20 protein-coding genes are annotated in these 22,931 nt (G+C 62.7%); 7 read left to right on the top strand and 13 right to left on the bottom strand.

From position 1 onward, the window contains the following. Positions 1-157 precede the first annotated feature (157 nt). Positions 158-1,789 carry an NAD(P)/FAD-dependent oxidoreductase gene (locus tag ACP7B7_RS15700; protein WP_426077247.1) on the top strand — a complete coding sequence of 544 codons (1,632 nt, stop codon included), beginning with the start codon at positions 158-160 and terminating at the stop codon, positions 1,787-1,789. Positions 1,790-1,798: 9 nt separating this feature from the next. Here ACP7B7_RS15700 and ACP7B7_RS15695 read toward each other — a convergent pair whose 3' ends face one another. The 6 genes from ACP7B7_RS15695 to glnA all read right to left on the bottom strand — a co-directional run bounded on the left by ACP7B7_RS15695 (position 1,799) and on the right by glnA (position 9,115). Further along, complete coding sequence (locus ACP7B7_RS15695; protein WP_426077246.1) at positions 1,799-3,163, bottom strand: ATP-binding protein; 1,365 nt, start codon at positions 3,161-3,163, stop codon at positions 1,799-1,801. A gap of 111 nt (positions 3,164-3,274) precedes the next feature. After that, positions 3,275-4,240 (bottom strand): magnesium/cobalt transporter CorA, encoded by a 966-nt coding sequence (gene corA, locus ACP7B7_RS15690; RefSeq protein ID WP_426077245.1) that lies wholly within the window; start codon positions 4,238-4,240, stop codon positions 3,275-3,277. A 152-nt stretch (positions 4,241-4,392) separates the two neighbouring features. Further along, positions 4,393-5,898 (bottom strand): nitrogen regulation protein NR(I), encoded by a 1,506-nt coding sequence (gene ntrC / locus ACP7B7_RS15685; protein WP_308922841.1) that lies wholly within the window; start codon positions 5,896-5,898, stop codon positions 4,393-4,395. 61 nt (positions 5,899-5,959) lie between these two features. After that, positions 5,960-7,051 carry a nitrogen regulation protein NR(II) gene (glnL, locus tag ACP7B7_RS15680; RefSeq protein WP_308922842.1) on the bottom strand — a complete coding sequence of 364 codons (1,092 nt, stop codon included), beginning with the start codon at positions 7,049-7,051 and terminating at the stop codon, positions 5,960-5,962. Then, positions 7,048-7,560 (bottom strand): DUF4124 domain-containing protein, encoded by a 513-nt coding sequence (locus ACP7B7_RS15675; protein WP_308922843.1) that lies wholly within the window; start codon positions 7,558-7,560, stop codon positions 7,048-7,050. The genes glnL and ACP7B7_RS15675 overlap by 4 nt, the downstream gene beginning before the upstream one ends. Positions 7,561-7,699: 139 nt before the next feature. Next, entirely contained in the window at positions 7,700-9,115 is a 1,416-nt protein-coding gene (glnA, locus tag ACP7B7_RS15670; protein ID WP_065307351.1) for a type I glutamate--ammonia ligase, read from the bottom strand. A 373-nt stretch (positions 9,116-9,488) separates the two neighbouring features. Here glnA and ACP7B7_RS15665 point away from each other — a divergent pair, with 373 nt between their 5' ends. From ACP7B7_RS15665 to ACP7B7_RS15655, 3 genes are all read left to right on the top strand, one after another. Continuing rightward, complete coding sequence (locus ACP7B7_RS15665) at positions 9,489-9,950, top strand: rhodanese-like domain-containing protein (protein ID WP_308922844.1); 462 nt, start codon at positions 9,489-9,491, stop codon at positions 9,948-9,950. 134 nt (positions 9,951-10,084) lie between these two features. Beyond that, positions 10,085-10,432, top strand: a complete 348-nt coding sequence (locus ACP7B7_RS15660; protein WP_308922845.1) for a type II toxin-antitoxin system RelE/ParE family toxin — start codon at positions 10,085-10,087, stop codon at positions 10,430-10,432. Beyond that, the gene (locus ACP7B7_RS15655) at positions 10,432-10,716 is read left to right on the top strand and encodes a Fis family transcriptional regulator (protein ID WP_308922846.1); all 285 of its coding nucleotides are present in this window, start codon (positions 10,432-10,434) and stop codon (positions 10,714-10,716) included. Before ACP7B7_RS15660 ends, ACP7B7_RS15655 begins: the two co-directional genes overlap by 1 nt. Here ACP7B7_RS15655 and ACP7B7_RS15650 read toward each other — a convergent pair. Beyond that, on the bottom strand, positions 10,703-12,049 hold the full coding sequence (locus tag ACP7B7_RS15650) for a TAXI family TRAP transporter solute-binding subunit (protein ID WP_308922847.1): 1,347 nt from the start codon (positions 12,047-12,049) through the stop codon (positions 10,703-10,705). The genes ACP7B7_RS15655 and ACP7B7_RS15650 overlap by 14 nt on opposite strands. A 111-nt stretch (positions 12,050-12,160) precedes the next feature. Between ACP7B7_RS15650 and ACP7B7_RS15645 the strand changes: the two genes are divergently transcribed. Then, positions 12,161-12,766 carry a glutathione S-transferase family protein gene (locus ACP7B7_RS15645; protein WP_308922848.1) on the top strand — a complete coding sequence of 202 codons (606 nt, stop codon included), beginning with the start codon at positions 12,161-12,163 and terminating at the stop codon, positions 12,764-12,766. Here ACP7B7_RS15645 and ACP7B7_RS15640 read toward each other — a convergent pair. From ACP7B7_RS15640 to ACP7B7_RS15630, 3 genes are all read right to left on the bottom strand, one after another. Further along, on the bottom strand, positions 12,763-16,170 hold the full coding sequence (locus ACP7B7_RS15640) for a transglycosylase domain-containing protein (protein WP_426077243.1): 3,408 nt from the start codon (positions 16,168-16,170) through the stop codon (positions 12,763-12,765). The genes ACP7B7_RS15645 and ACP7B7_RS15640 overlap by 4 nt on opposite strands. 375 nt (positions 16,171-16,545) lie before the next feature. Beyond that, positions 16,546-17,331 carry a competence/damage-inducible protein A gene (locus tag ACP7B7_RS15635; RefSeq protein WP_308922850.1) on the bottom strand — a complete coding sequence of 262 codons (786 nt, stop codon included), beginning with the start codon at positions 17,329-17,331 and terminating at the stop codon, positions 16,546-16,548. 38 nt (positions 17,332-17,369) lie between these two features. Then, complete coding sequence (locus ACP7B7_RS15630; RefSeq protein WP_308922851.1) at positions 17,370-18,197, bottom strand: EI24 domain-containing protein; 828 nt, start codon at positions 18,195-18,197, stop codon at positions 17,370-17,372. 185 nt (positions 18,198-18,382) lie between these two features. Between ACP7B7_RS15630 and ACP7B7_RS15625 the strand changes: the two genes are divergently transcribed. After that, entirely contained in the window at positions 18,383-18,739 is a 357-nt protein-coding gene (locus ACP7B7_RS15625; protein WP_308922852.1) for an FKBP-type peptidyl-prolyl cis-trans isomerase, read from the top strand. Between the two features lie 180 nt (positions 18,740-18,919). Further along, a complete protein-coding gene (locus ACP7B7_RS15620) occupies positions 18,920-19,174 on the top strand; it encodes an acyl-CoA-binding protein (protein WP_308922853.1) in 255 nt (84 codons plus the stop codon). Between the two features lie 142 nt (positions 19,175-19,316). On the opposite strand, the gene proX is transcribed toward ACP7B7_RS15620, so the two are convergent. The 3 genes from proX to proV are packed head-to-tail and all read right to left on the bottom strand — an operon-like array spanning position 19,317 to position 22,726. Then, on the bottom strand, positions 19,317-20,366 hold the full coding sequence (gene proX / locus ACP7B7_RS15615) for a glycine betaine/L-proline ABC transporter substrate-binding protein ProX (protein WP_308922854.1): 1,050 nt from the start codon (positions 20,364-20,366) through the stop codon (positions 19,317-19,319). Between the two features lie 30 nt (positions 20,367-20,396). Then, positions 20,397-21,494 (bottom strand): glycine betaine/L-proline ABC transporter permease ProW, encoded by a 1,098-nt coding sequence (proW, locus tag ACP7B7_RS15610; RefSeq protein ID WP_426077241.1) that lies wholly within the window; start codon positions 21,492-21,494, stop codon positions 20,397-20,399. Next, positions 21,491-22,726, bottom strand: a complete 1,236-nt coding sequence (gene proV / locus ACP7B7_RS15605) for a glycine betaine/L-proline ABC transporter ATP-binding protein ProV (protein WP_426077240.1) — start codon at positions 22,724-22,726, stop codon at positions 21,491-21,493. The genes proW and proV overlap by 4 nt, the downstream gene beginning before the upstream one ends. Positions 22,727-22,931: the final 205 nt, after the last annotated feature.

The raw sequence follows: 22,931 nt of genomic DNA, 5'->3' as shown, positions 1-22,931 counted from the left end.
ACTGACTGATAGCGCACGCCTGCGCTCACTTTGCCTGCAACAGCCCGACAAGCAGCATGTGCTGAAGGTAAAATAACGCCTTGCGCTTTCTGGAACGAGGAAGCACAGACTCTCCGCTAACTACGGAGCCCGGCAATTTTAGAAAAAAATACTGACCATGTTGCGACTCAACGAAGTAAAACTCCCCCTCGAACACGACGAGGCGGCCCTGCCCGCCACCATCCTGGCGCGCCTGGGCATTGCTAGCGCCGACCTGCTCGGCTTTACCGTCTTCAAGCGCAGCTATGACGCCCGCAAGCGCAGCGCCGTGGTGCTGATCTACTCGCTGCACGTCGAGGTGCGCGATGAAGCCGCCGTGCTCGCGCGGCTGCAACACGACATCCATCTGATGCCGGCGCCCGATACCGGCTACAAATTCGTCGCCGGCGGCGAACGGCTGGCCGGCCAAAGCAGCGAGCCGCGCCCGATCGTCATCGGTACCGGCCCCTGCGGCCTGTTCGTGGCGCTGATCCTGGCGCAAATGGGCTTGCGCCCGCTCATCCTCGAGCGCGGCAAGCAGGTGCGCGAACGCACTGTCGACACCTTCGGTTTCTGGCGCAAGCGCGAACTGAACCCGGAATCGAACGTGCAGTTCGGCGAAGGCGGCGCCGGCACTTTTTCGGACGGCAAGCTGTACAGCCAGATCAAGGATCCGAAACATTATGGCCGCAAGGTGCTGACGGAATTCGTCAAGGCCGGCGCGCCCGAAGAGATCATGTATGTGAGCAAGCCGCATATCGGCACCTTCCGCCTGGTCAAGATGGTGGAAGAGATGCGCGCCGAAATCGAGCGCCTGGGCGGCGAATACCGTTTTGAAAGCAAGGTGGTCGATATCGATATCGTGCCGGGTCCGGACGGCGGCCAGGTACGCGGCGTGGTGCTGGCCAGTGGCGAGACCATTGCCAGCAACCACGTGGCGCTGGCGATCGGCCACAGCGCGCGCGACACGTTTGAAATGTTGCACCAGCGCGGCGTGTATATCGAGGCAAAACCGTTTTCGATCGGTTTCCGCGTCGAGCACCCGCAGTCGCTGATCGACAGCTGCCGCTTCGGCCCCAGCGCCGGCCACCCCATCCTCGGCGCGGCCGACTACAAGCTGGTGCACCACGCCAGCAATGGCCGCTCGGTCTACAGTTTCTGCATGTGCCCTGGCGGCACGGTGGTGGCGGCCGCGTCCGAACCGGGCCGTCTGGTGACGAACGGCATGAGCCAGTATTCGCGCAATGAACGCAACGCCAACAGCGCCATCGTGGTCGGCATCACGCCCGCCGACTATCCCGGCGACCCGCTGGCCGGCATCGCGCTGCAGCGCGAGCTGGAAGAACGCGCGTTTGCCTTGGGTGGCGGCAACTACGATGCGCCGGGCCAGCTGGTGGGCGACTTCGTGGCCGGCCGCGCCTCGACCGAGTTCGGCAGCGTGGTGCCGTCGTACAAGCCGGCCGTGCACCTGACCGACCTGGCCAGCGCCCTGCCCGAATATGCGATCACGGCCTTGCGTGAAGCGTTTCCGGCCTTTAACAAGCAGATCAAGGGCTATTACAAGGCCGACGCCGTGCTGACCGGGGTGGAAACGCGCACCTCGTCGCCGATCCGCATCAAGCGCCGCGACGACGACCTGCAAAGCCTGAACACGCGCGGCCTGTTCCCGGCCGGCGAAGGCGCGGGCTATGCCGGCGGCATCCTGTCGGCGGCCGTCGATGGCATCAAGGTGGCCGAAGCGGTGGCGCTGTCCATCGCGGCCGCCAAATAAAGCCGGCCGTCAGGCTGCCAACGGCAGCCTGACATGAATGTGGCAGCCGCTGGCGCGGTCGATGGCGCGCACCTGGCCGCCCAGCTGCTGCACGATGGTATGCACGATATGCATGCCCAGGCCAGAGCCGCCCTGGCCGCGCTTGGTGGTGAAGAATGGTTCGAACATGTGCTCGCGCACGGCGGGCGCCAGGCCGATGCCGTCATCGCAAAATTCCAGCGACAGCCACTGCCTGACACCCTCCGCTTCGACACCGGCGCGGATGGTAATCTGGCCCGGACCGCCGTGCGGATAGCCGTGGCGGGCACTGTTCATCAGCAGGTTCGACAGGATTTGCGACAATTTTCCGGACGCCATGCGCACGCGGCAGGCGGGGTCGATGTCGAGTTGTACCCGCAGGGCCGACTTGCGCAGCTCGGGGCTGTGCGCCGACACCAGGCCGTGCACATAGTCGTACAGCACCAGGTCGGCCACGTATTCGCTGGCCTGGTCCACCGCCAGTTGCTTGAAATTGCCGATCAGCTCAGCCGCCCGCGTCAGGTTGCGCTCGACCAGCGCGGCGGCGCCCGTTAAGGCCTGGGCGATGTCGATCAGCTCGGTACGGCTGACTTTCGGCGCGCCCAGCATCTGCACCAGCTGATCGGCATAACTGCCCATGCTCGACGCCGCCGTCAGCGCCACGCCGATCGGCGTGTTCACCTCGTGCGAGACGCCGGCCACCAGCGAACCGAGCGCCGCCATCTGTTCCTGCTCCAGCAGGCTGGCCTGCGCCGCCAGCAGCGAGTCCGTGCGCTGGCGCACGATGTCTTCCAGCTGGCGCGTGCGTTCCTGGTGCTGCAGCTCGGCCGCGCCACGGGCCGAAAAAATCGACAGCAGCAGCAGCGCCAGCAGGCGCTTGTCTTCATCGATGGGGCGCGTGTCGATGGCCGACAAAATGCCCAGCGTACGCCCTTCCGTATCGATCAGGGGCATGCCGACATAGCTCTCGGCGCGCATGTCGACCAGCATGGTATCGAGCGGAAAGCGGCGCTGGATGCCGTTGCCGTGAAAACACATGTCCTGGCAGGTCACGTCCTGGCAAGGCGTGTGCCGCAGGCTGTATTCGATATTGTCCTGGTAGCCATCGCCGCCCCACAGCGCCAGGGTGCGGATGGCTTCGCCACCATCTTCCTGCCGGATCAGGCGGCCGGCGATCACATAGCGCACATCGAGCGCTTCGGCCAGCTCGCGCACCAGGATGCGCAGGAAATCGTCACCGCGCGCATGCGCCGTCGAGGCGGTAATCGAGCGCAGCGCCGCTTCGGCCAGGGTGCGCCGCTGCGCCTGGTCGAACAGGGGTTCTTGCGAATTGACATCAAACAGCGGAATACTCATGCATGCTCCTGCACAGCCCGGCAAGCGGTTCCTCCTCGCGGGCCAGCGAAGGCGGACCCTCGCTGATTGTACCTCCGGAAATTATTAAATAATACAGATGTGCGGAAATTTTTATAGCCAGCCGGAGCGCTTGAACAGGTAATACATATAGCCGCAGGCGCCGCACATCACGGCCACGGCGGCCGGATAGCCATAGTACCAGTCCAGTTCCGGCATGTATTTGAAGTTCATGCCCCAGATGCCGGCAAAGGCGGTAAACACGGCAAAGATGGCCGCCCAGGCCGCCAGTTGCTTGTTCACTTCGCTCTCGTCGATGGCCACCATCGACAGGTTGACCTGGATCGCCGTGCTGATGGTGTCGCGGATCGAGTCGAGCGTGCCGTTGATGCGCGCCAGGTGATCATGGACGTCGCGGAAATATTCCTGCGTGTCGTGCGCCAGCGGCGGCACCCTGCCGCCGTGCAGCTTGCCGACCGCCTCCATCAGCGGCGCCACCACATGGCGCAGCACCATCACCTTGCGTTTCAACTGGTACAGCCGTTCGATATTGACGCGTTCGGTGCCGGAATCGAACATGCGGTCTTCGATCGCCTCCAGCTCGGATTCGAGCGCGTCGAGCACCGGAAAATAACGGTCGACCACCGCGTCCATCAGCGCATACAGCACAAAGGCCGATCCCTGGCGCAGCAGGTGCGGTTCGCGCTCGGCGCGCGCGCGCACGCCAAGGAAACCCTGCGAGCTGTTGCTGCGCGACGACAGCACATAGTTGGCGCCGACAAAGATATCGACTTCGCCCAGCACCAGCTCGTCGCCGACCATTTCCACGGTTTTGACGACCGCAAACAGCGAATCGCCATATTCCTCGATCTTCGGGCGCTGGTGGCCGCGCTGCGCGTCTTCCACCGCCAGTTCGTGCAGGCAGAATTCGTGCTGCATCTGTTTCAGTTCGTCGGGCGTGGCGTCGAGCAGCGCGACCCACACGAAGCAATCGGGACGTTCCACGTAATCGCTGATATCGTCGATCGGCAAGTCGGCCAGTTTCTTGCCATCCTGGTAGGCCACACAGTTAATCAGCATACAATTCCACAGTTCAAGTTGACGCCGGACGACACAGTCCGGCAGGCGCCAGCTTACCCTATCGTTCGCCTGATTTGTGGGGTGTGGCGTGCAAAGTCGCCGAGGGGGAGGGAAAGCGGACGCGGCAGAAGGCCGCGCCCGATGTACCGAGGTCAGTCTTCCTTGGCGCCGTCGATGCCCAGTTCCGAGATCTTGCGGGTGATGGTGTTGCGGCCGATGCCCAGGCGCACGGCGGCGTCGTTCTTGCGCCCGTGCGTATGCTTGAGCGCCGTCTTGATCAGGGCCGACTCGAACTGGCGCCCCAGCACCGCCATCACTTCCTGCTGCCCTGCCCCCAGCATGCCGGCCGCCTGCAGTTCCAGCAAGCCGATCCAGCCTGGCGGCGCGCCATTGACCGGTGCCGCGGCGTCGAAGACCTGGCCGCCATGCGGCGCGCTGGCGGCCTGCGGCTCGCCGTGCGATTGCAGCGGCGCCGGCGGGTTGATCATGCCGGTCGACTCGCCCTGCCCTTGCGTCAGCTCCAGCGGCAGGTCCTTGATTTCCACCGTCTGGCCCGGCGCCATCACGGTGATCCAGTTGCACAGGTTTTCCAGCTGGCGCACGTTGCCGGGCAAGTCGAGACTGCTGAGGAACTGCATGGTCGGCTCGCTCATGCGCTTCGCTTCCACGCCCAGCTGGCGCGCGCTCTGCACCAGGAAGTGGCGCACCAGAATGGGGATATCTTCGCGCCGCTCCCTCAAACTGGGCAGGCGCAGCCGGATCACGTTCAGGCGGTGATACAGGTCTTCGCGAAACAGGCCGTCGCGCACGCGCTGCTCGAGGTTCTGGTGCGTGGCGGTAATCACGCGCACATTGGCCTTCATCGGCTGATGGCCGCCGACCCGGTAGAAATGCCCGTCCGACAGCACCCGCAGCAAGCGCGTCTGCAGGTCGAATGGCATGTCGCCGATTTCGTCCAAAAACAGGGTGCCGTTCTCGGCCTGCTCGAAGCGGCCGCGGCGGGTCGTCTGCGCGCCCGTAAACGCGCCCCGTTCGTGGCCGAACAGTTCCGATTCCAGCAAATCCTTCGGGATCGCCGCCGTGTTCAGGGCAATGAACGGCTGGGCCGCGCGCGGGCTGTGCTTGTGCAGCGCGCGCGCCACCAGTTCCTTGCCGGAACCGGATTCACCGGTGATCAGCACCGTCACGTTCGATTGCGACAAACGGCCGATGGCGCGAAACACTTCCTGCATGGCCGGCGCCTGGCCGAGGATTTCCGGCGTTTCCGACGGCCCCGACTCGACGCTGGTCTCGCGCAGGCTTTCTTCCAGCGCGCGGCGTATCAGCTCGACGGCCTTGTCGATATCGAAGGGCTTGGCCAGGTATTCGAAGGCGCCGCCCTGGAAGGCCGCGACGGCCGAATCGAGGTCGGAAAAGGCGGTAATGATAATGACGGGCAAGCCGGGAAAGCGCGTCTTGACCATTTGCAGCAGGTCGAGCCCTGACGCGCCCGGCATGCGGATGTCGGACACCAGCACTTGCGGCGTATCGAACTCGAGCGCGGCAATGGCGTCGCGCGCATTGGCAAAGCTCTTGGTGGCCAGGTTTTCACGGGCCAGGGCTTTTTCCAGCACCCAGCGGATTGATTCGTCGTCGTCAACTATCCAGATTGGCTTCATTAGTGTGTGCGTCCCGCAATGGATTTCATGAGTGGGATACGACGGCAGGTGCTTCCCACGCTTATGGCAAAGGTAAAACGATCCTGAAATCGGTATATCCAGGCCGGCTTTCGCATTCGATCACGCCCAGGTGCTGTTGCACGAAGGTCTGTGCCAAGGTCAGTCCCAATCCGCTGCCGCCTTCCCGTCCCGATACCAGCGGGTAGAAAATCCGGTCACGGATCTGGGGTGCGATGCCCGGTCCATTGTCAATGATATGCAAGTCTAATGCCAGGCCGTAGCGGACCTTGGCCAACGTCACCTGGCGCGCCACGCGGGTCTTGAAAATCAGCTCCGCATCGCCCGCTTCGATCCGCTCGGACAAGGCTTGCGCCGCGTTATGGGCGATGTTCAGCACGGTCTGGATCAGTTGCTCCTTGTCGCCACGGAACTCGGGAATCGAGGCGTCATAGTCGCGCGAGATGGTCAGGCCGCTGGGAAACTCGGCCAGGATCAGGCTGCGCACGCGCTCGCACACTTCGTGGATATTCACGTCGCCGACGATGTGCGGCCGGCGGTGCGGCGCCAGCAGGCGGTCGACCAGGGTCTGCAGCCGGTCCGCTTCCTTGATGATCACCTGCGTGTATTCGCGCAATTCGAGCAGGTGCAGCGCCGGCAATTCGAGTTCCAGCAGCTGCGCCGCGCCGCGGATGCCGCCCAGCGGGTTCTTGATTTCATGCGCCAGGTTGCGGATCAGCTCCTTGTTGACCTGGCTCTGGTCGAGGATGCGCTCTTCGCGGTCCAGCTTGAGTTGCTGCACGTTTTCGCGCAGCTCGATCAGGATGCTGTCCTCGGGTCCGTCCAGCGCGCTAATGATGCTGTGCACGCGCAAGGGGTCGCGCCCCAGGCGCTCCAGGCTCAGGTCCTGGCGCAGGTCGGAAAACTTGTGTTCGCGGGCCTGGGCGCAGATGCCGGCCAGCTCCTCGGGATTGACGAACAACGCCGTCAGCTTTTGCCGCGACAGCGCCTTCAAGGAACTTTCCAGCAGGTTTTCCGCCGCCGCATTGGCGTAGCTGATGCGGCCGTCCATGTCGAGCACGATCACGGCCGAGGCCAGCAGGTCGAGTCCGGCCAGGTGCGGCGCACGGCGCGGGGGGGTATGGGCTTCGGTCATCGGATATTCGCAATCTCACGTTTGAGGGCCTCGACGTTTTGCTGCGTCCGGCCGAGGTTGTCTTTCAATTGGGCCACCCGTTCCTGGTACTTGGCATAGTTGCGCTCGTTGCCCTGGCGTTCAGGCTGGCCCTGGTTGAACTCTTGGCGTTGCGCGGCCAGCTTCTGCTCTTCGCTGCGCAGCTCGTCCTGCAGGATCTGGCGCCGGTCCAGGTCGCGCGCGCGTTGTTCGGCGCCATCGACGCGGGGAAAGTTGCCCGCGCCAGTGGCGGCAGCCGGATTGGCGGCCGGCGCGGAGGGCCTGGCGTTTGCTGCGGCCAGCGGCGCGCTCCTGCGCGGCGGCTCCGTCATGGCGCCGGGCAAATCGAGCAGCTTGCAGGCCGCGCTGTCGCGCTTGTCGGTATAGGTTTTATGGCCCTGGGCATCACTGCAGACATACAATTGCCCATGCGCCAAGCCGGCGGCGCCCAGCAGGGCCGCCGCCAGCGCCATCCTGTAATGCTTGTTCACTTTCCACTCCTGTCAGCTCTCACGGTACCGGGCGACTATACAACATCATGCCCGCGTGCCCATGAAAAAACGCGGGGAAGACCGAAAGCCTCACCCCGCGTTTTGATTGCTTGCCGGCAGTGTTGCCGGCATCACGCCATTACAGCGAGTAGTACATGTCGAACTCGGCAGGATGCGTGGTCATGCGCATGCGCTGTACGTCCTGCATTTTCAGTTCCAGGTAGGCATCGATCATCGAATCGCTGAACACGCCGCCACGGGTCAGGAACTCGCGGTCCTTGTCCAGTGCATCCAGGGCTTCTTCCAGCGAAGCGCAGACGGTAGGGATCAGTGCATCTTCCTCAGGCGGCAGATGGTACAGATCTTTCGAGGCGGCTTCGCCCGGATGGATCTTGTTGGCAACACCGTCCAGGCCGGCCATCAGCAACGCGGCGAAGCACAGGTATGGGTTGGCCAGTGGATCCGGGAAACGTGCTTCCACGCGGCGGCCTTTTGGATTGGCAACGTGTGGAATACGGATCGAAGCGGAACGGTTTTTCGCCGAGTACGCCAGTTTCACCGGTGCTTCGTAGCCTGGTACCAGGCGCTTGTACGAGTTGGTGCCCGGGTTGGTGATCGCGTTCAGTGCCTTGGCGTGCTTGATGATGCCGCCGATGTAGTACAGGGCGAAATCGGACAGGCCGGCATAGCCGTCGCCGGCGAACAGGTTCTTGCCATCTTTCCATACGGACTGGTGCACGTGCATGCCCGAACCGTTGTCGCCAACGATAGGTTTCGGCATGAAGGTGGCGGTCTTGCCGTAGCTGTGGGCCACGTTCCAGACCACGTATTTCAGGTTCTGCGTCCAGTCGGCGCGCTCGACCAGGGTCGAGAACTTGGTGCCGATTTCATTCTGGCCGGCGCCAGCGACTTCATGGTGGTGCACTTCGACCGGGATGCCCAGCGATTCGAGAATCAGGCACATTTCCGAACGCATGTCCTGGAAGCTGTCCACTGGTGGCACCGGGAAGTAGCCGCCCTTGACGGTAGGACGGTGGCCGCTGTTGCCGCCTTCGATGTCCTTGCCGGTCGACCACGAACCTTCGTCCGAACCGATCTTGACGAAGCAGCCCGACATGTCGATCTTCCAGCGCACGCTGTCGAAGATGAAGAATTCCGGCTCAGGGCCGAAGTAGGCGGTGTCGCCCATGCCCGACGATTTCAGGTAGGCCTCGGCGCGTTTCGCGATCGAGCGCGGGTCGCGGTCATAGCCCTTGCCATCCGACGGTTCGATCACGTCGCACTGCATGAACAGGGTGGTTTCTTCCATGAACGGGTCGATATTGGCGGTGCTTGGATCCGGCAGCAAAATCATGTCGGACGCTTCAATGCCCTTCCAGCCAGCGATCGAGGAGCCGTCAAAGGCGTGGCCCGATTCGAATTTGTCCATGTCGAAGTGCGACACGGGCACCGTTACGTGCTGCTCTTTACCACGGGTGTCGGCAAAGCGGAAATCAACGAATTTGACTTCGTTCTCTTCTACCATCTTCAAGACTTCTGCGGCTGTCATTGCCATGCGTATCTCCTAAATGAATGTGGGGTGAGCCGACCTGAATGCGTCTGGGCTGATGATGTTAAGCAAAGATTGCGTGCCACCAAAACTCACAGGAATCATAGCAGATTCCATGCCAGCTTTTAAGTCCCCAGGGCCGGCACGGGCAAACCATGGCTATCCCTGTGAAAGTTTGATCGACGTTAATTTATCGACATGTATTGCGCTAAATCAAAAATGCACTATGCAAGTGCGAAAAACAAATAATGCACCAATTTGTAGCGTTTACAACGAAAAATCTGAAAATGCCCGATTCTGGTGCAGTACGCAGGGTCGTTTGCGGTGCGCGTCCGGCGCACTATAATCATTTCCACCATTCCCTTACCTGGAGCCTGTCATGAGTACCCCCGCCGACATTCTGACTATTGCCCGCAGCCGCGCCAACGAGGGCACACCGTATGCCGGCGCCGTCACGCCGCAGGAAGCCTATGAGCTGCTGCAGCTCGACCCTGCCATCAAGCTGATCGACGTGCGCACCAATGCCGAGCGCGACTGGGTCGGCCGGGTCGATATCGCCGACACCCAGCACGGCGCGGTACAGTGGGCCACCTATCCGGGCGGCGTGCCCAATCCCGACTTCGTGCGGCAACTGGCCAACCAGGCCGGCCAGGACGACATCTTGCTGTTCCTGTGCCGTTCAGGCGTGCGCTCGCGCCACGCGGCCAAGCTGGCCACCGAACACGGCTACCCCAACAGCTACGACATCCTGGAAGGCTTTGAAGGCGACAAGGACGCCGATGGCCACCGCAAGGAAATCGGCGGCTGGTGCAAGGCCGGCCTGCCGTGGCTGGGCGCATAAAGACACACGCTGTTTGACATGACAGGCCACGCGCCGGCCTGAGACCGGTTACAACCATCCATGGCCGTTTGCAAAAGCGGCGCAAATTCTCCTTGCGAAATAGTACCTTATATAGTACAACGTAGAGGTGCGTCATGGATGCTTCCCACTTGCGGCAGATTAGCCTGCTGTTCTATGCGAACGGCAACGGCGGCGAACCGGTGCGCGACTGGCTCAAGAGCCTGCCCGCCCTTGAACGCCATGTGATCGGGCAAGACCTGATGCATGCACAGTGGCGCTGGCCGGTCGGCATGCCGCTGTGCCGGCACCTCGGCCAGGGATTGTGTGAAATTCGCAGCAGCCTGTCCGGCAACCGCATCGCCCGTGTATTGATCTGCCAGCATGGCGACTGCCTGGTGGCGCTGCACGGCTTTATCAAGAAAACCCGCACCACGCCCGACGACGACCTGGCGCTGGCCCGCAAACGATTGAAGGAACTGTGATGAACCACGCGCATCCCCATCTGGGCAGCAGCCTCGACGACTTCCTGAAAGAAGAAGGCATCTTCGAGCAGACGCAGACCCAGGCCATCAAGGAAGTCATCGCCTGGCAATTGACGCAGGCGATGCAGGAGCAATCGCTGTCGAAAACCCGCATGGCGGCCATGCTGCAGACCAGCCGTTCGCAGCTCGACCGCTTGCTCGACCCCACCAGCGACGTGACCCTGTCCACGCTGGAGCGGGCCGCCACGCTGGTCGGACGCAAGCTGTCGATTACTCTGGTATAGCCGCCACCGTCTGCTCGCCCATCAGGGTCAGGATACGCTTGCGCACGAAATTGATATGGCTGCGCAGGCCATACAAGCCATCGGCAAACGACAGCGGTATCGAGATCTGGTTGACCATTTCCTCGATCTCGTCGAGCCGTTGCAATTGCTCCGCATACACCTGCGCGCGGCGTGCTTCCGGCACATCTTCCAGCGCCTGCTCCACCGTGCGCAACTGCCCGTACCAGCGGTACACGCGCGAGCGGATGCGCCAGACATACAGCGGCGGCACCACGCGCGACAGCGGCAATATCAGCGCACCGAGCGCCACCACCAGCACCCACATGCGGTCGAAGAAATTGGCCAGCCAGAAGCTCATGTAGCGCTGCAACACCGGTGCGCCGTCCTTGTAGAATTTCAGCGCTTCCGGCGCCACCGGAATTTCCGTATAGCGCGCCGACGGAAACTGCCCCTGCTGCTGGAACCAGCCGGTGCCGCCATGGATGCTGGCTGCCGCCTGCACGAACAGGTCCACCAGCGCCGGATGCAGGTCCTCGCGCGCCACCAGCGTAGCGGTGGGCGCGATCAGATGATAGTCCTGCGCCGGGATATTGCGCCCCAGGTCGACAATGCCGCGCGGCAGCACCACATGGGTCAGGAAGGGCAAACGCCGCGTATAGGCTTCCGCCTGGGAAAAGTCGAACAGACGGATGCCTGGTGTCTGCAACAGCATCTGGATCAGCGGCGCTTCCGGCGCCGAGCTGAACACCAGCCCATCGATACGTCCTTCCAGCAGTTCCACCGTGGCCGGCGTGTTTTGCAGCGCACCCACCGTCAGTTCGTTCGGCTCGACGCCATTGACGGCCAGCAACTGGCGAAACAGGCCCGGCACACCCGTGCCTTCCGGCCCCAGGTTGATCTTCATCCCTTTAAGCTGCGTCAGCTCGGTGACCGCCTTGTCTTCGCGCAGGAACAGCCAGACCGGTTCCGTAAACAGGCTGCCGAGGGAAATCAGGCCATGGCGCTCGGCGTCCGCATGTTCGGTCGAGCCGCTTTGCACGAAGGCGATGTCGGTCGTGCCGGCGTTCAGGCGCTGCAGGTTTTCCTGCGAGCCCAGCGAGGGCTGCAAGCTGACCTTGATGCCGTGCTTGGCCAGGGTGGCCGCGTACTGCTTGCCGAACTCTTCGTAGGCGCTGTTGTCCTGTCCGGTCGACAGCCTGACCTGGCGCGGCGGCGCCGGATCGACCAGCCAGTAGGCCAGCGCGCAGACGGCCGCGATCAGCAACAAGGTGGGGCCGGCGGTGGCGAGAAAGTCGCGTACGGAAAAACGGCTGAACGCGAGGATTTTGGACATATGGTGGCGCATGGGTTTCATGGGGGGCTACCTTGCCAAGAAATGGGCAACTATGCAAGCTGCTTTCGCCTGCGCTACATTAGCAGTCTTGCCACTCACACGGAGCCATGCATGTTGAAAATCCTGGGAAAAGCCGCATCGATCAATGTCCGCAAAGTATTGTGGACCTGCGAGGAACTGAATCTGCCGTATGAACGCGAGGACTGGGGCAGCGGCTTCAAGGCGACCAGCGAGCCGGCCTTCCTGGCGCTCAATCCCAACGCGATGGTGCCGGTGCTGGTCGATGACGAGCTGGTGCTGTGGGAATCGAACGCCATCTGCCGCTATCTGTGTGCGAAGGAAAGTCGCGAGGACCTGCTGCCGGCGGCACCACGCGCGCGCGCCGAGGTGGAAAAATGGATGGACTGGCAGATGGGCGAGCTGAACAACTCCTGGCGCTATGCCTTCATGTCGCTGGTGCGGCACAGCCCCGCGCACCAGGATGCGGCGCTGCTGGCGGCCGGCATCGCCGGCTGGAACGCCATGATGGGTATCCTGGAACAGCAGTTGCAGCGCACCGGTGCATACGTATGCGGCGAGCGCTTCACCTTGGCCGATATCGTGCTGGGCCTGTCCGTCAAGCGCTGGCGGATGGCGCCGCTGCAGCATCCCGATTATCCGGCAATCGCCGCCTACCATGCGCGCCTGGCGCACAAGACGGCGGCGTTTGCGGGCTAATTGAACGACTGCTTGACCGGCAGTTTGTCTTCAGGTTTGTCTGCCTGATTGACCGGCGGCTTGTCTGCCTGCTTGACTGGCGGTTTCTCCGCCTGTTTGGCTGGCTGCTTGACTGGCGGTTTCTCCGCCTGTTTGATCGCCTGCTTGTCCACCGGCTTGGCCGCCGGTTTCTCCGCCTGTTTGACCGGCTGCTTGACCGGCGGTTTCTCCGCCTGCTTGGCTGGCTGCTTGACCGGCGGTTTGGCCGCCGGCGCCACCGGCTGTACGACCGGCGGTTTGACCACTGCATGGACCGGCGCGTCCGGGTCGATCAGCGGCATCAGGCTGGGCGCCAGCGAAACGAGCAACTGCACCGGCAAGGCGCTGGTGAAGTCGTAGTTTTTCGACTCCGGCCCGCGCACATAGGCCGTCATGCTGCCATAGAAACGCTCGCCGATATTGAAGACAAACGTGGCCGAACGGTTCACATAGCGCGACTCGATCAGGCGGCCACCGGCGCCATACACGTCGAAGCGCTGGTCGCCAGTCCCCGTCTTGCCGCCGACCGGGATCGGCAGGCCGTCGGCGCCAACAAACGCGGTTTTCGCGCGCTTGGCGGTACCGTCCGAGACCACCGCGCGAATCGCCTTGGCCACCGCGCGCGCCACGTCCGGCGACAGCACCTGCTCGGCCTTGACATTGGCGGCGCGCTTGACCATGGTGTCATATGGCGTGCTGGCGGCAAAGTGCATGGAGTCGATGCGCACGCTCGGTTTGCGCACGCCGTCATTGATGATAATGCCCATCAATTCGGCCAGCGAAGCAGGACGGTCGGCCGAGGCGCCCAGGGTGGTGGCAAACGACGGCACCAGCGAATCGAAGGGATAACCCATCTTTTTCCACTGGCGATGGATCTCCAGGAAACCTTCAACCTCCAGCAAGTCGGCGATGCGGCGGTCCTGGGCATGCTTGCGGTGCGTATTGAACAGCCATTTGTACACTTCCTGGCGCTGCTTTTCACTGGCCGCCACCATCTGCGACAAGGTCGCGCCCTCGTTCTGGCGCAGGAAAGCCACCATCCACAATTCCAGCGGATGCACATTGGCCAGGTAGCCGCGGTCGGCCAGCGACCAGTTTTCCATCGCATACTGATCGTACATCTTCGCCACGCGCTCGGGCGGCACTTCGTTCTGCGACGGCAGGTTGACGTTCAGGAAGTCGGCGAACTCGGCACGCGTGCCTTTCGGATTGATGGTGCGGTAGATATTGGCCAGGCGCACCGGTGTCGGCCGTATGCTGGCCAGCAACACTTTTTCCTGCTCGTCGACGCTCTTGCCGCGGTACTTCTGGTAGAAGCGGTGCAGGAATTCGCGTCCTTCCTTGTCGGCAAAACGGCTCAGGTACTGGGCCCGGCGCGGATCGTCGGCGTCGGCCAGCAAGGAAGCCGAGGAATCGGGGCGCGAGAACATGTAATAGCGCGCCACGTCGCGCATCAGGCGCACGAACACCAGGTTGGTCGACTGTTGCAAGGCATGCTGCACCGTCATGATGCGGCTGTCGTCAAGCTTGGAGAAATTGCCGAAGTGATGCAGGCCGCCGCCCGTGAAGAAACCTTCGCCGGGGTTGCCAGAGTACTTGCGCTCCATCGCCGCTGCCAGCATGTCCGGCAGGTTGCGCGCCTCTCCCAACGGTTTTGACGACAGGTAAGCGATCCCCCACTGCGTCAGCATGTCCTTCGGATCAACGGCGATTTTCGACAGTTCTGCCGCCGGCAACTCCCTGTAGCGCTGCTGCAGCTGGTCGACGATGTCGAGGTAGCTGACCAGGGTGCGCAGCTTGGCGGTGGAGCCGAGGTCCAGCTTGGCGCCTTCGTTGATGTCGAGCGGCTGGTCGAAGTTATCGGTCTGCACGCGCAGCAGGTTGGCCTGGTCGCCTTTTTGCAGCAAGGTAAAGCTGTACACCACATTGGCCGGGTCGCCGTTGCCCAGCATGCCCTTGCCGGTCAGGCCGGCCGCTTTCGCCACTGCCGGATCGCGCAATTCGCGCAGCACTTTCGTCACCGCATTTTGCGCCTGCGCATCGAGCGTGCTGACCACCTTCAGGTCGAGCCGGTCGAGGTTGTACAGGCGCGGGTCGCCCAGCATGCCGGCCAGGTGATTGCGCACGGCGTTCGAGGCCTTGCGCGTGACAAACGATGTGGCCGCTTCCGACTGCACGCCAGACGCCGCCGACGGACGCAATGGCTGGGCCATGGCGGCGTCGCGCAGCTGCGGCGTGATCACGCCGGCTTGCGCCAGCAGGCGCAAGTGGCTGTTGGTCAGCGCTTCCAGGTCGGCGCCGCCGGCCACCAGGTAGTGCGAGGGACGGCGCTGGGCGATCAGCAAGCTCAGCGCCTGCTTGTAGGCCAGCGCACTGCCCGGCTGGTCCAGCCTGGCATTGAGTTGTTGCTTGACGTCATCGAAGTTGCGGCCATACCAGACCCACATGCCGTCGCCGATGCCGTTGACTTCGCCAAAGCCGCTTTTTGCCGACAGCGGCACGGTATTGAGGTAATTGAGCACGATCTGGCGCCGCACGGCCATGGTGTTCTCGCCATCCTGGTACGAGCGCAGGCTGGCCGACAGCATCTGGAACAGCTTGTCCTTCATGGAACTGGTGCGGCCGTCTTCCGAATGGCGGTATTTTTCGATCTGCGTGGCCAGGGTGCTGCCGCCGCCGCCGCGATGGCCGCCCACCATATTGAGCGCCTTGTCGAGCACGGCCTTGCTCAGGCGGTCCCATTCGACGGCCGGATTGCGCTCGGGCGTGCCCGGGTCGAGCAATTCGCGGTTCTCGATGAACAGCAGGCTTTGCACCAGCGCCGGTGGCGCCTCGGCGAAACCGTTGAAGGCACGCTCGGGATAGACGGCCGAAAACAGCGGCGCGGCGCGCCAGTCGAGGATGGTCAGGCCGGCGCGGCTTTTCTCGCGGTAGGTGGCGAACACGCCCATGTCGGCCAGTTCTACCATTTTCGGCGACATGCGCGCCTGCGCCGTGACGGTATAGTCGCGCGCGTTGAGCTTGCCGATAAAGTCGGGCAGGCTGGCGTAACCGAGCCGCTCGTCATAGGGTCCGTGCTGCGGATAACGTATCGCGCCGGCGGGGCTGGGGCCAGGCTCGACCTTGTAGGTCAGCTGGCGGCTCAGGCGGCTGAAAAATTCCGCCTGCAGTGCCGAGGTACGCACTTCGCGCACGACAAACCAGGCGATGCCGGCAATCAGGGCCAGCACGATCAGCAGGAAGATCGGCCACACGCGCGAACGGCGTTTCTTGCGCGGCGCGGCCGGCGGCGGCAGGTCGGCACCGGCTGCGGTTGCCGGGATCGTTTCCGGATCGGATGGAGGCCGTACTTGCGCATGGGCCAGGTTGTCGCCTGTGTCTTTCATGGGATGCTGGGGGTAGGTTGGGTAAGAGTGACGCGGATCAGGCGGCTACGGCAGATGCGGCCGGCGTGCTCTGCGCAAGATAAGACGGTGGCCAGGCGAGGCCGGTAACGATGCAGCTTGCTTGACATGATATCCAGACCGGTAAATCAACAATACGCCACAAAACGCCGCTTGCTTGGGTACGGTGGCGATGACGCGTAGTCCTGATCACCATTGCACCACATCGGCATGGCAAGGATGGACGAGCGCGCACAAAAATCTTTCTACGCTGAAGATTTTCGCAAAAAAACAACGACCGGACTGTACGCTTGCATACATAGCTGCAAGGCGGGCTGAACGCCGGCTGATGAAACGCCGGCGCCGGGCTGGCAGGGTTCAGATGGCGTGGTATTCGGCTTGCATGGTGTCGAGCGCCGCGCGCATCTCGGCAAAGGCGGCCAGCGCCTGCGCCGGCTCGCCTTTCACGCCCAGTTCGATATGGCGGCGCGTCTGCGCGTCGCCCACGCTGGGCAGGCTGAATACCTTGATCTGGGGATACTTCGCTTCCAGTTCCACCATCAGCGGCGTCAGCAAGGATTCGGCCGTTTCATACACCAGCAGCGCATGTTCCGCATGCGGCACCTGGTTGAACAGGTGGGCGTAATGCGTATCGAGCACCCATTCGATCATCGGCCACGACATGACGGGAAAACCGGGCACGAAATAATGCTCGCGCACGGCAAAGCCGGCAATCTTGTTGTACGGGTTCGGAATCAGCTCGGCGCCTTCGGCAAACTCGGCCATTTTCAAACGATGCAGGTTTTCCGGCGAGTCCAGGTCGACCGCCACGCCCGCTTCCGCGCCCATTTCCGTGATGCGCTGCTGGATGTTGCGCTTGCCTTGCGGATGCAATACCAGCGGCAGGCCCAGGGCGGTGGCCGCCGCCTGGCGCGTATGGTCGTCCGGGGTCGCGCCGATGCCGCCAAAGCACAGCACGATGTCGCCGCTGGCAAAAGTACGCTGGAGCAAGGCGACGATGCGCTCCGGCTCGTCACCCACATATTCCGCCCAGCTCAGCTGCAAGCCGCGCGCCTTGAGCAATTGCACCACTTTCGGGAAATGCTGGTCCGTGCGCTTGCCCGACAGGATTTCGTCGCCAATGATGATCAGTCCGATAGCCATGTCACTCCCTTGTTCGATTCGATATGATAATTGGTGTATCAGGCATCTGCCGCCGGCACGTCCTTCATGCCGCGCACGCCACGCAGCGCCGCCAGCGCTTCCAGGCAGTAGTACTGGAACCACAGGCCCGTGAAAATAAAGATCAGCACATACAGCCAGATGGCGAACCCCGCCAGGAACGGGAAGAACACCACCGACATCACGCCGCCCATCCACAGCATGCCGGGCACGGCGCCGGCCACGCCGGACACCAGGCCAATCACGAACAGCTGCGTGCGGCGGTCGCGCATGATGGCCTGGCGTTCTTCCACGCTGGCGTAGTCGGCCATGGCGTCATACGCCATCACGCGGTAGGTCAGCCAGCCCCACAGCACGGCCTGCCCCACCAGCGCCGCCGGCGGAAACGCATACAGCGGCAACATCACCAGCCAGGCGAGAATGAACAGCAAAAACGTGGCCAGCGAGGTGCCCACGCTGCCCAGCACGCTGCCGCCATGCTTGTGTTCCAGCTGCGGAAAATGCCGGCCGCCCACGTGGCGCGCAATCGCCGGCATGGCGAACAGGCCCATGAAGATCAGCGCCGTCAATATCATCAGCGGCAACAGCAGGAACATGGCGATCAGCGGCACGATCACCGATTTCAGCATGCCCAGGCCAAACGTGGCCAGCACGGCGCCGCTGGTGCGGAAGAAATCGTATTCGGCAAACCAGGCGTGCAGGCTGTCGATCAGCGGCTGCAGGCCGAACCACAGCAAGGCGCCCCACAACAGCAGCGACAGCACAAACGGCAGCGCGCTCAGCAACAGCATCTTGCCGTGCAACTGGGACAGCAGCGCGCGGCCATAGGAATTGATTACATTGCGCATCAGGGCGTCCCTTCATGTACGTCGTCAAACAAATCGGTGCGAGGCGCGATGATAGCAATAATCGACGACACACTGATGACAAAATGGTCGAGCGCGGTGGCGGCCGGCACGATAACGCGCCCCGTGGCGCATTCGCGGCCCATGCTCTACAATCTGTAGCTTTCATCGTCTTCATAAGGAAAGTCATGTCCATCACCACCACCGCCTCCGGCCTGCAATACACCGACACCGTGATCGGCGACGGCGCCGAAGCCAAGGCAGGCAACAATGTTGTCGTGCATTACACGGGCTGGCTGCAAAACGACGACGGCAGCGCCGGCGCGAAATTTGATTCCAGCAAGGACCGCAATGATCCATTCGAATTCCCGCTGGGCGCAGGCCGCGTCATCCAGGGCTGGGACGAAGGCGTGCAAGGCATGAAAATCGGCGGCAAGCGCCAGCTGATCATTCCTGCGGCACTGGGCTATGGCGCGCGCGGCGCCGGCGGCGTGATTCCACCGAACGCCACCCTGATTTTCGACGTCGAACTGCTGGGCGTGTAATTCCCCCCTTCAGCCGCACCCTGCGCCGCCTCTTCAGGCGGCGTTTTTTTTGAGGCGGCCCTCTAATGCGCCGCGCGGTTTTTTCACTATGATGTCAGGCACCGCGGCAGGCACGGTGGCCACTCCGCCGCAGCCGCCGCTTGACCGTTACCGTGATCCACCCAGCATTGAGGAGCCAACATGAGTTTACAAGAGCAATTCGACCAAGCCCAGCTCGATTCCAAGACCCTGTCCGAACGTCCGGACAATATGACCTTGCTGAAAATCTATGCCCTGTTCAAGCAGGCATCCAGCGGCGACGCCACCGGTGATCGCCCTGGCATGACCGATTTCGTCGGCCGCGCCAAGTTCGACGCCTGGGCCGCCCTGGCCGGCACCTCGAAAGAAGAGGCGCAGCAGCAATATATCGACCTGATCGACGATTTGAAGGATTAAACGGGTCAAAAATGAGTGCTGAGCTCGCTTTTGGCGCCGAAATCGTCAAAAACTGCTGAAAAACTCTCGAATAACCACCAAAACAGGCGGTTAACGCAAAAGTGGCTACCAAATCGGTAGCCACTTTTTTATTGTTCAAATACTAGTTTTTGGCCGCCGCCAGCGCCTGCGCGATCCAGCCATCGAACTCCTGCTGGTGGAACTTGATCCAGCCGGCCGTATGGCGGGCGATATCGGCCTGGGTGTTGGCACCGGTACGCATGCGCTCGTTTTGCGCATTGATGTCGGCGATCGGCAAGCGCATGATTTCAAACAGTTTCACGGCCGCCGGATTTTTCTCGGCCCAGGCGCGGTTCACGACGATGCGCGTGGTGTTGACGGCAAAGCCATAATCGCTGCCGTCGTCGAGACGGGTATTGGTCTTGTCCGGATTCGACGAGAACGGCACTTTCAACCAGACCACATCCTTGCCCGGCACCAATACGCCACTGACCCAGTACGGCGTCCAGGTGTAGTACAGGATAGGTTCGCCGCGCTTGTAGCGGCCGATGGTGTCGGCGATCAGCGCCGAATAGCTGCCCTGCACATGCTGCACGGTCTCGCGCAGCTTGTAGGCGTCCATGTGGTTTTCGATCATCGCCTCGCAGCCCCAGCCCGGATTGCAACCGGTGAGATCCGCCTTGCCGTCGCCATCGTGGTCGAACAGCTTGGCCAGGGTCGGGTCGCGCAGCTGGTCGATATTGGTGATGTTGTACTTCTCGGCCGTCGCCTTGTCGATCAGATAGCCTTGTGCGGCCGGGCCCGCATACTGGCCGGTGCGCAGCAGCTTGGCGTCGCCACCCGCATTTTCGTAGTAATCCTTGTGCAGCGGGTCCCAGTGCACCGCCAGAAACGTCGCGTCGCCATTGGCGATCGCGATGTGCGCGGTCGGATACTCCACTTCCTTGATCGGCTGCATCTCGTAGCCCAGCTTTTCCAGCGCGCGCTCGACCAGCATGGTCTGGAAAGTTTCTTCCGCGATCGAGCTTTGCAAGGCTTGCACCTTGATGCCCTTGCCGGGCAGGCCGGCATCCGGCGTTTGCGCCATGGCCAGGCTGGTGCTCAGGGCCAGCGCGGCGATGCCGAGGAACGACAGCCACTGGAACTTGCGTTGCGATTTTTGCGTGATTTTGAAATGTTCAGTCTGATGCATGTAAATCCTTTCTCGTTCTTGTTATCGGGCTTAGTGGGCGGCGCTGGCCAGCGGCGCTGGCGCGGCAACCTCGCCGCGCGTGCCGCGCACCAGGCGCATCACGAAACCGGCCGGGCCCGTCTGGTACCAGTGGCGCACGCCGCGGCGGGGCTGGCCCATCGCCTGCGTCAAACGGTCCAGCGTGATGGCCAGCAGCACGATACCAAGACCGCCGACAGTCGCCAGGCCCATGTCCAGGCGGCCAATGCCGCGCAAGACCATCTGGCCCAGGCCACCGACGGCGATCATCGAGGCGATCACCACCATCGACAGCGACAGCATCAGCGACTGGTTGATGCCGGCCATGATGTTCGGCATGGCCAGCGGGAACTGCACGCGGGTCAGCAACTGCCATGGCGAAGCGCCATAGGCACGCGCCGCTTCGATCAGGTCCGGACGCACCTGGCGTATGCCGAGGTTGGTCAGGCGCACCAGCGGCGGCAGGGCGAAGATGATGGTGACGATCACGCCAGGCGCATTGCCGATACCAAACAGCATCACCACCGGCACCAGATACACAAAGGCGGGCGTGGTCTGCATGGCGTCCAGCAGCGGGCGCAGGATGTTTTGCGCGCGGTCGCTGCTGGCCAGGAAGATCCCCAGCGGCAAACCGATGATCATGCAGAACACCAGCGAGGTCAGCACCAGCGACAGGGTGATCATGGCTTCCGGCCAGATGCCCAGCATCGATACCAGCAGCAAGGCCAGCACGGTGCCGATCGCCAGGGTGCGGCTGGTAAATTGCCAGGCCAAGAGACCAATGATGGCGATGACCGTCAGCGATGGCGCGGCCAGCAGCACGTCGCTGACACCAGTCAGGGTGGCGTCGATCGGCGCGCGCACGGCCTGGAAAAACGGACGGAAATTGGCCACCACCCAGCCCAGGCCCTGGTTGATCCAGGCTTCCAGCGGCAGCGAGCCATCAACAATCTGTGTCAGGTGAAAGCCGCCGGCGGCGTGCTCGGGCGTGACGGCCGGTGCGGCGGCGTCCAGCCACGAGGTATCGGTCGGCGCGGACGGCAGCCACGGATTGATCTGGGCCGCCTGTTCTACGACGGGTTCTACGGCAGTAACGTTAGCTGGATTCATGCTTGTCCTTTCTGTAATTGTGGCTCGGCAATGGCTGGCGTATCGCGGTCGAGGAACTTCAGCAAGGTGGTCTTGCTGATGGCGCCGCGGAAGCTGCCGTCGTTGGCCACCACAGGGACGGCATAAGGCAGTTGCGCCACCTGGCCGAACAGGCCGGCGACGGGTTCATCGGCATTGATGGTCTGCACCTCGGGCAAATAGGCGTGGGCCAGGCCCAGCGGGCCGACATGGCCGTCGAGCGCATTGCGCAGCGAATCGGCCGATACCACGCCGAGAAACTTGCGCTGCGGGCTGACGACATAGGCGTAGGCGCGATCCTGCTCTTCCAGCATCGACAGCGCGGCGCGCGAACCGCGGGTGGGCGACTCGGACACCACGATCTGGCTCTTGCGGGCAATATCGCTGGCCTTGAAGACGGCCGCCGCATCGACGCCGCGCACAAAGTTGCGCACATAATCGTTGGCGGGCTTGCGCAGGATTTCTTCCGGCGTGCCCACTTGCACCACATGGCCATCCTTCATGATGGCGATGCGGTCGCCGATGCGCATCGCTTCATCGAGATCGTGCGAGATGAAGACGATGGTGCGGCGCTTGATCTGTTGCAGGCGCAGCAGTTCCGATTGCATTTCCGTGCGCATGATCGGATCGAGCGCGGAAAACGCCTCGTCCATCAGCAGGATGGAGGGATCGCAGGCCAGCGCACGGGCCAGGCCCACGCGCTGCTGCATGCCGCCCGACAATTCGTCGGGATAGCTGGCGCCGTAGCCGTCCAGGCCTACCTGCTCCAGCGCTTGCTGGGCCAGCGCATGGCGCTCGGCCTTGGGCATGCCGGCCAGTTCCATGCCGAAGGCAGTATTGTCGAGCACGGTAATTTGCGGCAGCAGCGCGAACGACTGGAACACCATGCTGATGTCCTTGCGGCGCAGCGCGCGCAACTGGGCGTCGGGCAAGGTATTGATGTCGTTGCCGTCGATCAGGATGCGGCCGTCGGTCGGCTCGATCAGGCGGTTGAGCATGCGCACCAGGGTCGACTTGCCGGAACCGGACAGGCCCATGATGACGAAGATCTCGCCCGCTTCAATCGTAAAGGTGGCGTCGAACACGCCGATGGTGCAGTCGGTCTGGGCCAGGATATCCTGCTTGCTGGCGCCCTGACGGACCAGTGCCAGTGCTTCTTTCGGCTGGTCGCCGAACACTTTGAATACATGGTCGATGATGATTTGTTTTGCCACGTTGTGGTTCTCCCTCGATTTGACGAATGGAATGAAACCCTGCAGGCCACTAGCCTGCGGCGGGAATCAGCAAACCTTTTTCCGTCGGCTGTGCACCGGCGCAAAAAGCGCACGGGAGCGACTGGAAAAAGGGGTGACACGTGTAAGACCGGTGCATGGCGCTAGCCATGCCGGAGTGCCGTCTGCGCGCTGAAAGAGGCTGGGG

This window comes from Janthinobacterium sp. PSPC3-1, from assembly GCF_049896105.1.
GTDB lineage: Bacteria > Pseudomonadota > Gammaproteobacteria > Burkholderiales > Burkholderiaceae_D > Janthinobacterium.
The sequence above is the reverse complement of the archived record's forward strand: the minus strand, read 5'-3'. Positions and strand labels throughout refer to the sequence as shown.

Bases quoted from the DNA above. Each gene is read 5' to 3' on its own strand.
- ACP7B7_RS15700 (WP_426077247.1), top strand. From the start codon at position 158: ATGTTGCGACTCAACGAAGTAAAACTCCCCCTCGAACACGACGAGGCG.
- ACP7B7_RS15695 (WP_426077246.1), bottom strand. From the start codon at position 3,163: ATGAGTATTCCGCTGTTTGATGTCAATTCGCAAGAACCCCTGTTCGAC.
- corA (WP_426077245.1), bottom strand. From the start codon at position 4,240: ATGCTGATTAACTGTGTGGCCTACCAGGATGGCAAGAAACTGGCCGAC.
- ntrC (WP_308922841.1), bottom strand. From the start codon at position 5,898: ATGAAGCCAATCTGGATAGTTGACGACGACGAATCAATCCGCTGGGTG.
- glnL (WP_308922842.1), bottom strand. From the start codon at position 7,051: ATGACCGAAGCCCATACCCCCCCGCGCCGTGCGCCGCACCTGGCCGGA.
- glnA (WP_065307351.1), bottom strand. From the start codon at position 9,115: ATGGCAATGACAGCCGCAGAAGTCTTGAAGATGGTAGAAGAGAACGAA.
- ACP7B7_RS15665 (WP_308922844.1), top strand. From the start codon at position 9,489: ATGAGTACCCCCGCCGACATTCTGACTATTGCCCGCAGCCGCGCCAAC.
- ACP7B7_RS15660 (WP_308922845.1), top strand. From the start codon at position 10,085: ATGGATGCTTCCCACTTGCGGCAGATTAGCCTGCTGTTCTATGCGAAC.
- ACP7B7_RS15655 (WP_308922846.1), top strand. From the start codon at position 10,432: ATGAACCACGCGCATCCCCATCTGGGCAGCAGCCTCGACGACTTCCTG.
- ACP7B7_RS15650 (WP_308922847.1), bottom strand. From the start codon at position 12,049: ATGTCCAAAATCCTCGCGTTCAGCCGTTTTTCCGTACGCGACTTTCTC.
- ACP7B7_RS15645 (WP_308922848.1), top strand. From the start codon at position 12,161: ATGTTGAAAATCCTGGGAAAAGCCGCATCGATCAATGTCCGCAAAGTA.
- ACP7B7_RS15640 (WP_426077243.1), bottom strand. From the start codon at position 16,170: ATGAAAGACACAGGCGACAACCTGGCCCATGCGCAAGTACGGCCTCCA.
- ACP7B7_RS15635 (WP_308922850.1), bottom strand. From the start codon at position 17,331: ATGGCTATCGGACTGATCATCATTGGCGACGAAATCCTGTCGGGCAAG.
- ACP7B7_RS15630 (WP_308922851.1), bottom strand. From the start codon at position 18,197: ATGCGCAATGTAATCAATTCCTATGGCCGCGCGCTGCTGTCCCAGTTG.
- ACP7B7_RS15625 (WP_308922852.1), top strand. From the start codon at position 18,383: ATGTCCATCACCACCACCGCCTCCGGCCTGCAATACACCGACACCGTG.
- ACP7B7_RS15620 (WP_308922853.1), top strand. From the start codon at position 18,920: ATGAGTTTACAAGAGCAATTCGACCAAGCCCAGCTCGATTCCAAGACC.
- proX (WP_308922854.1), bottom strand. From the start codon at position 20,366: ATGCATCAGACTGAACATTTCAAAATCACGCAAAAATCGCAACGCAAG.
- proW (WP_426077241.1), bottom strand. From the start codon at position 21,494: ATGAATCCAGCTAACGTTACTGCCGTAGAACCCGTCGTAGAACAGGCG.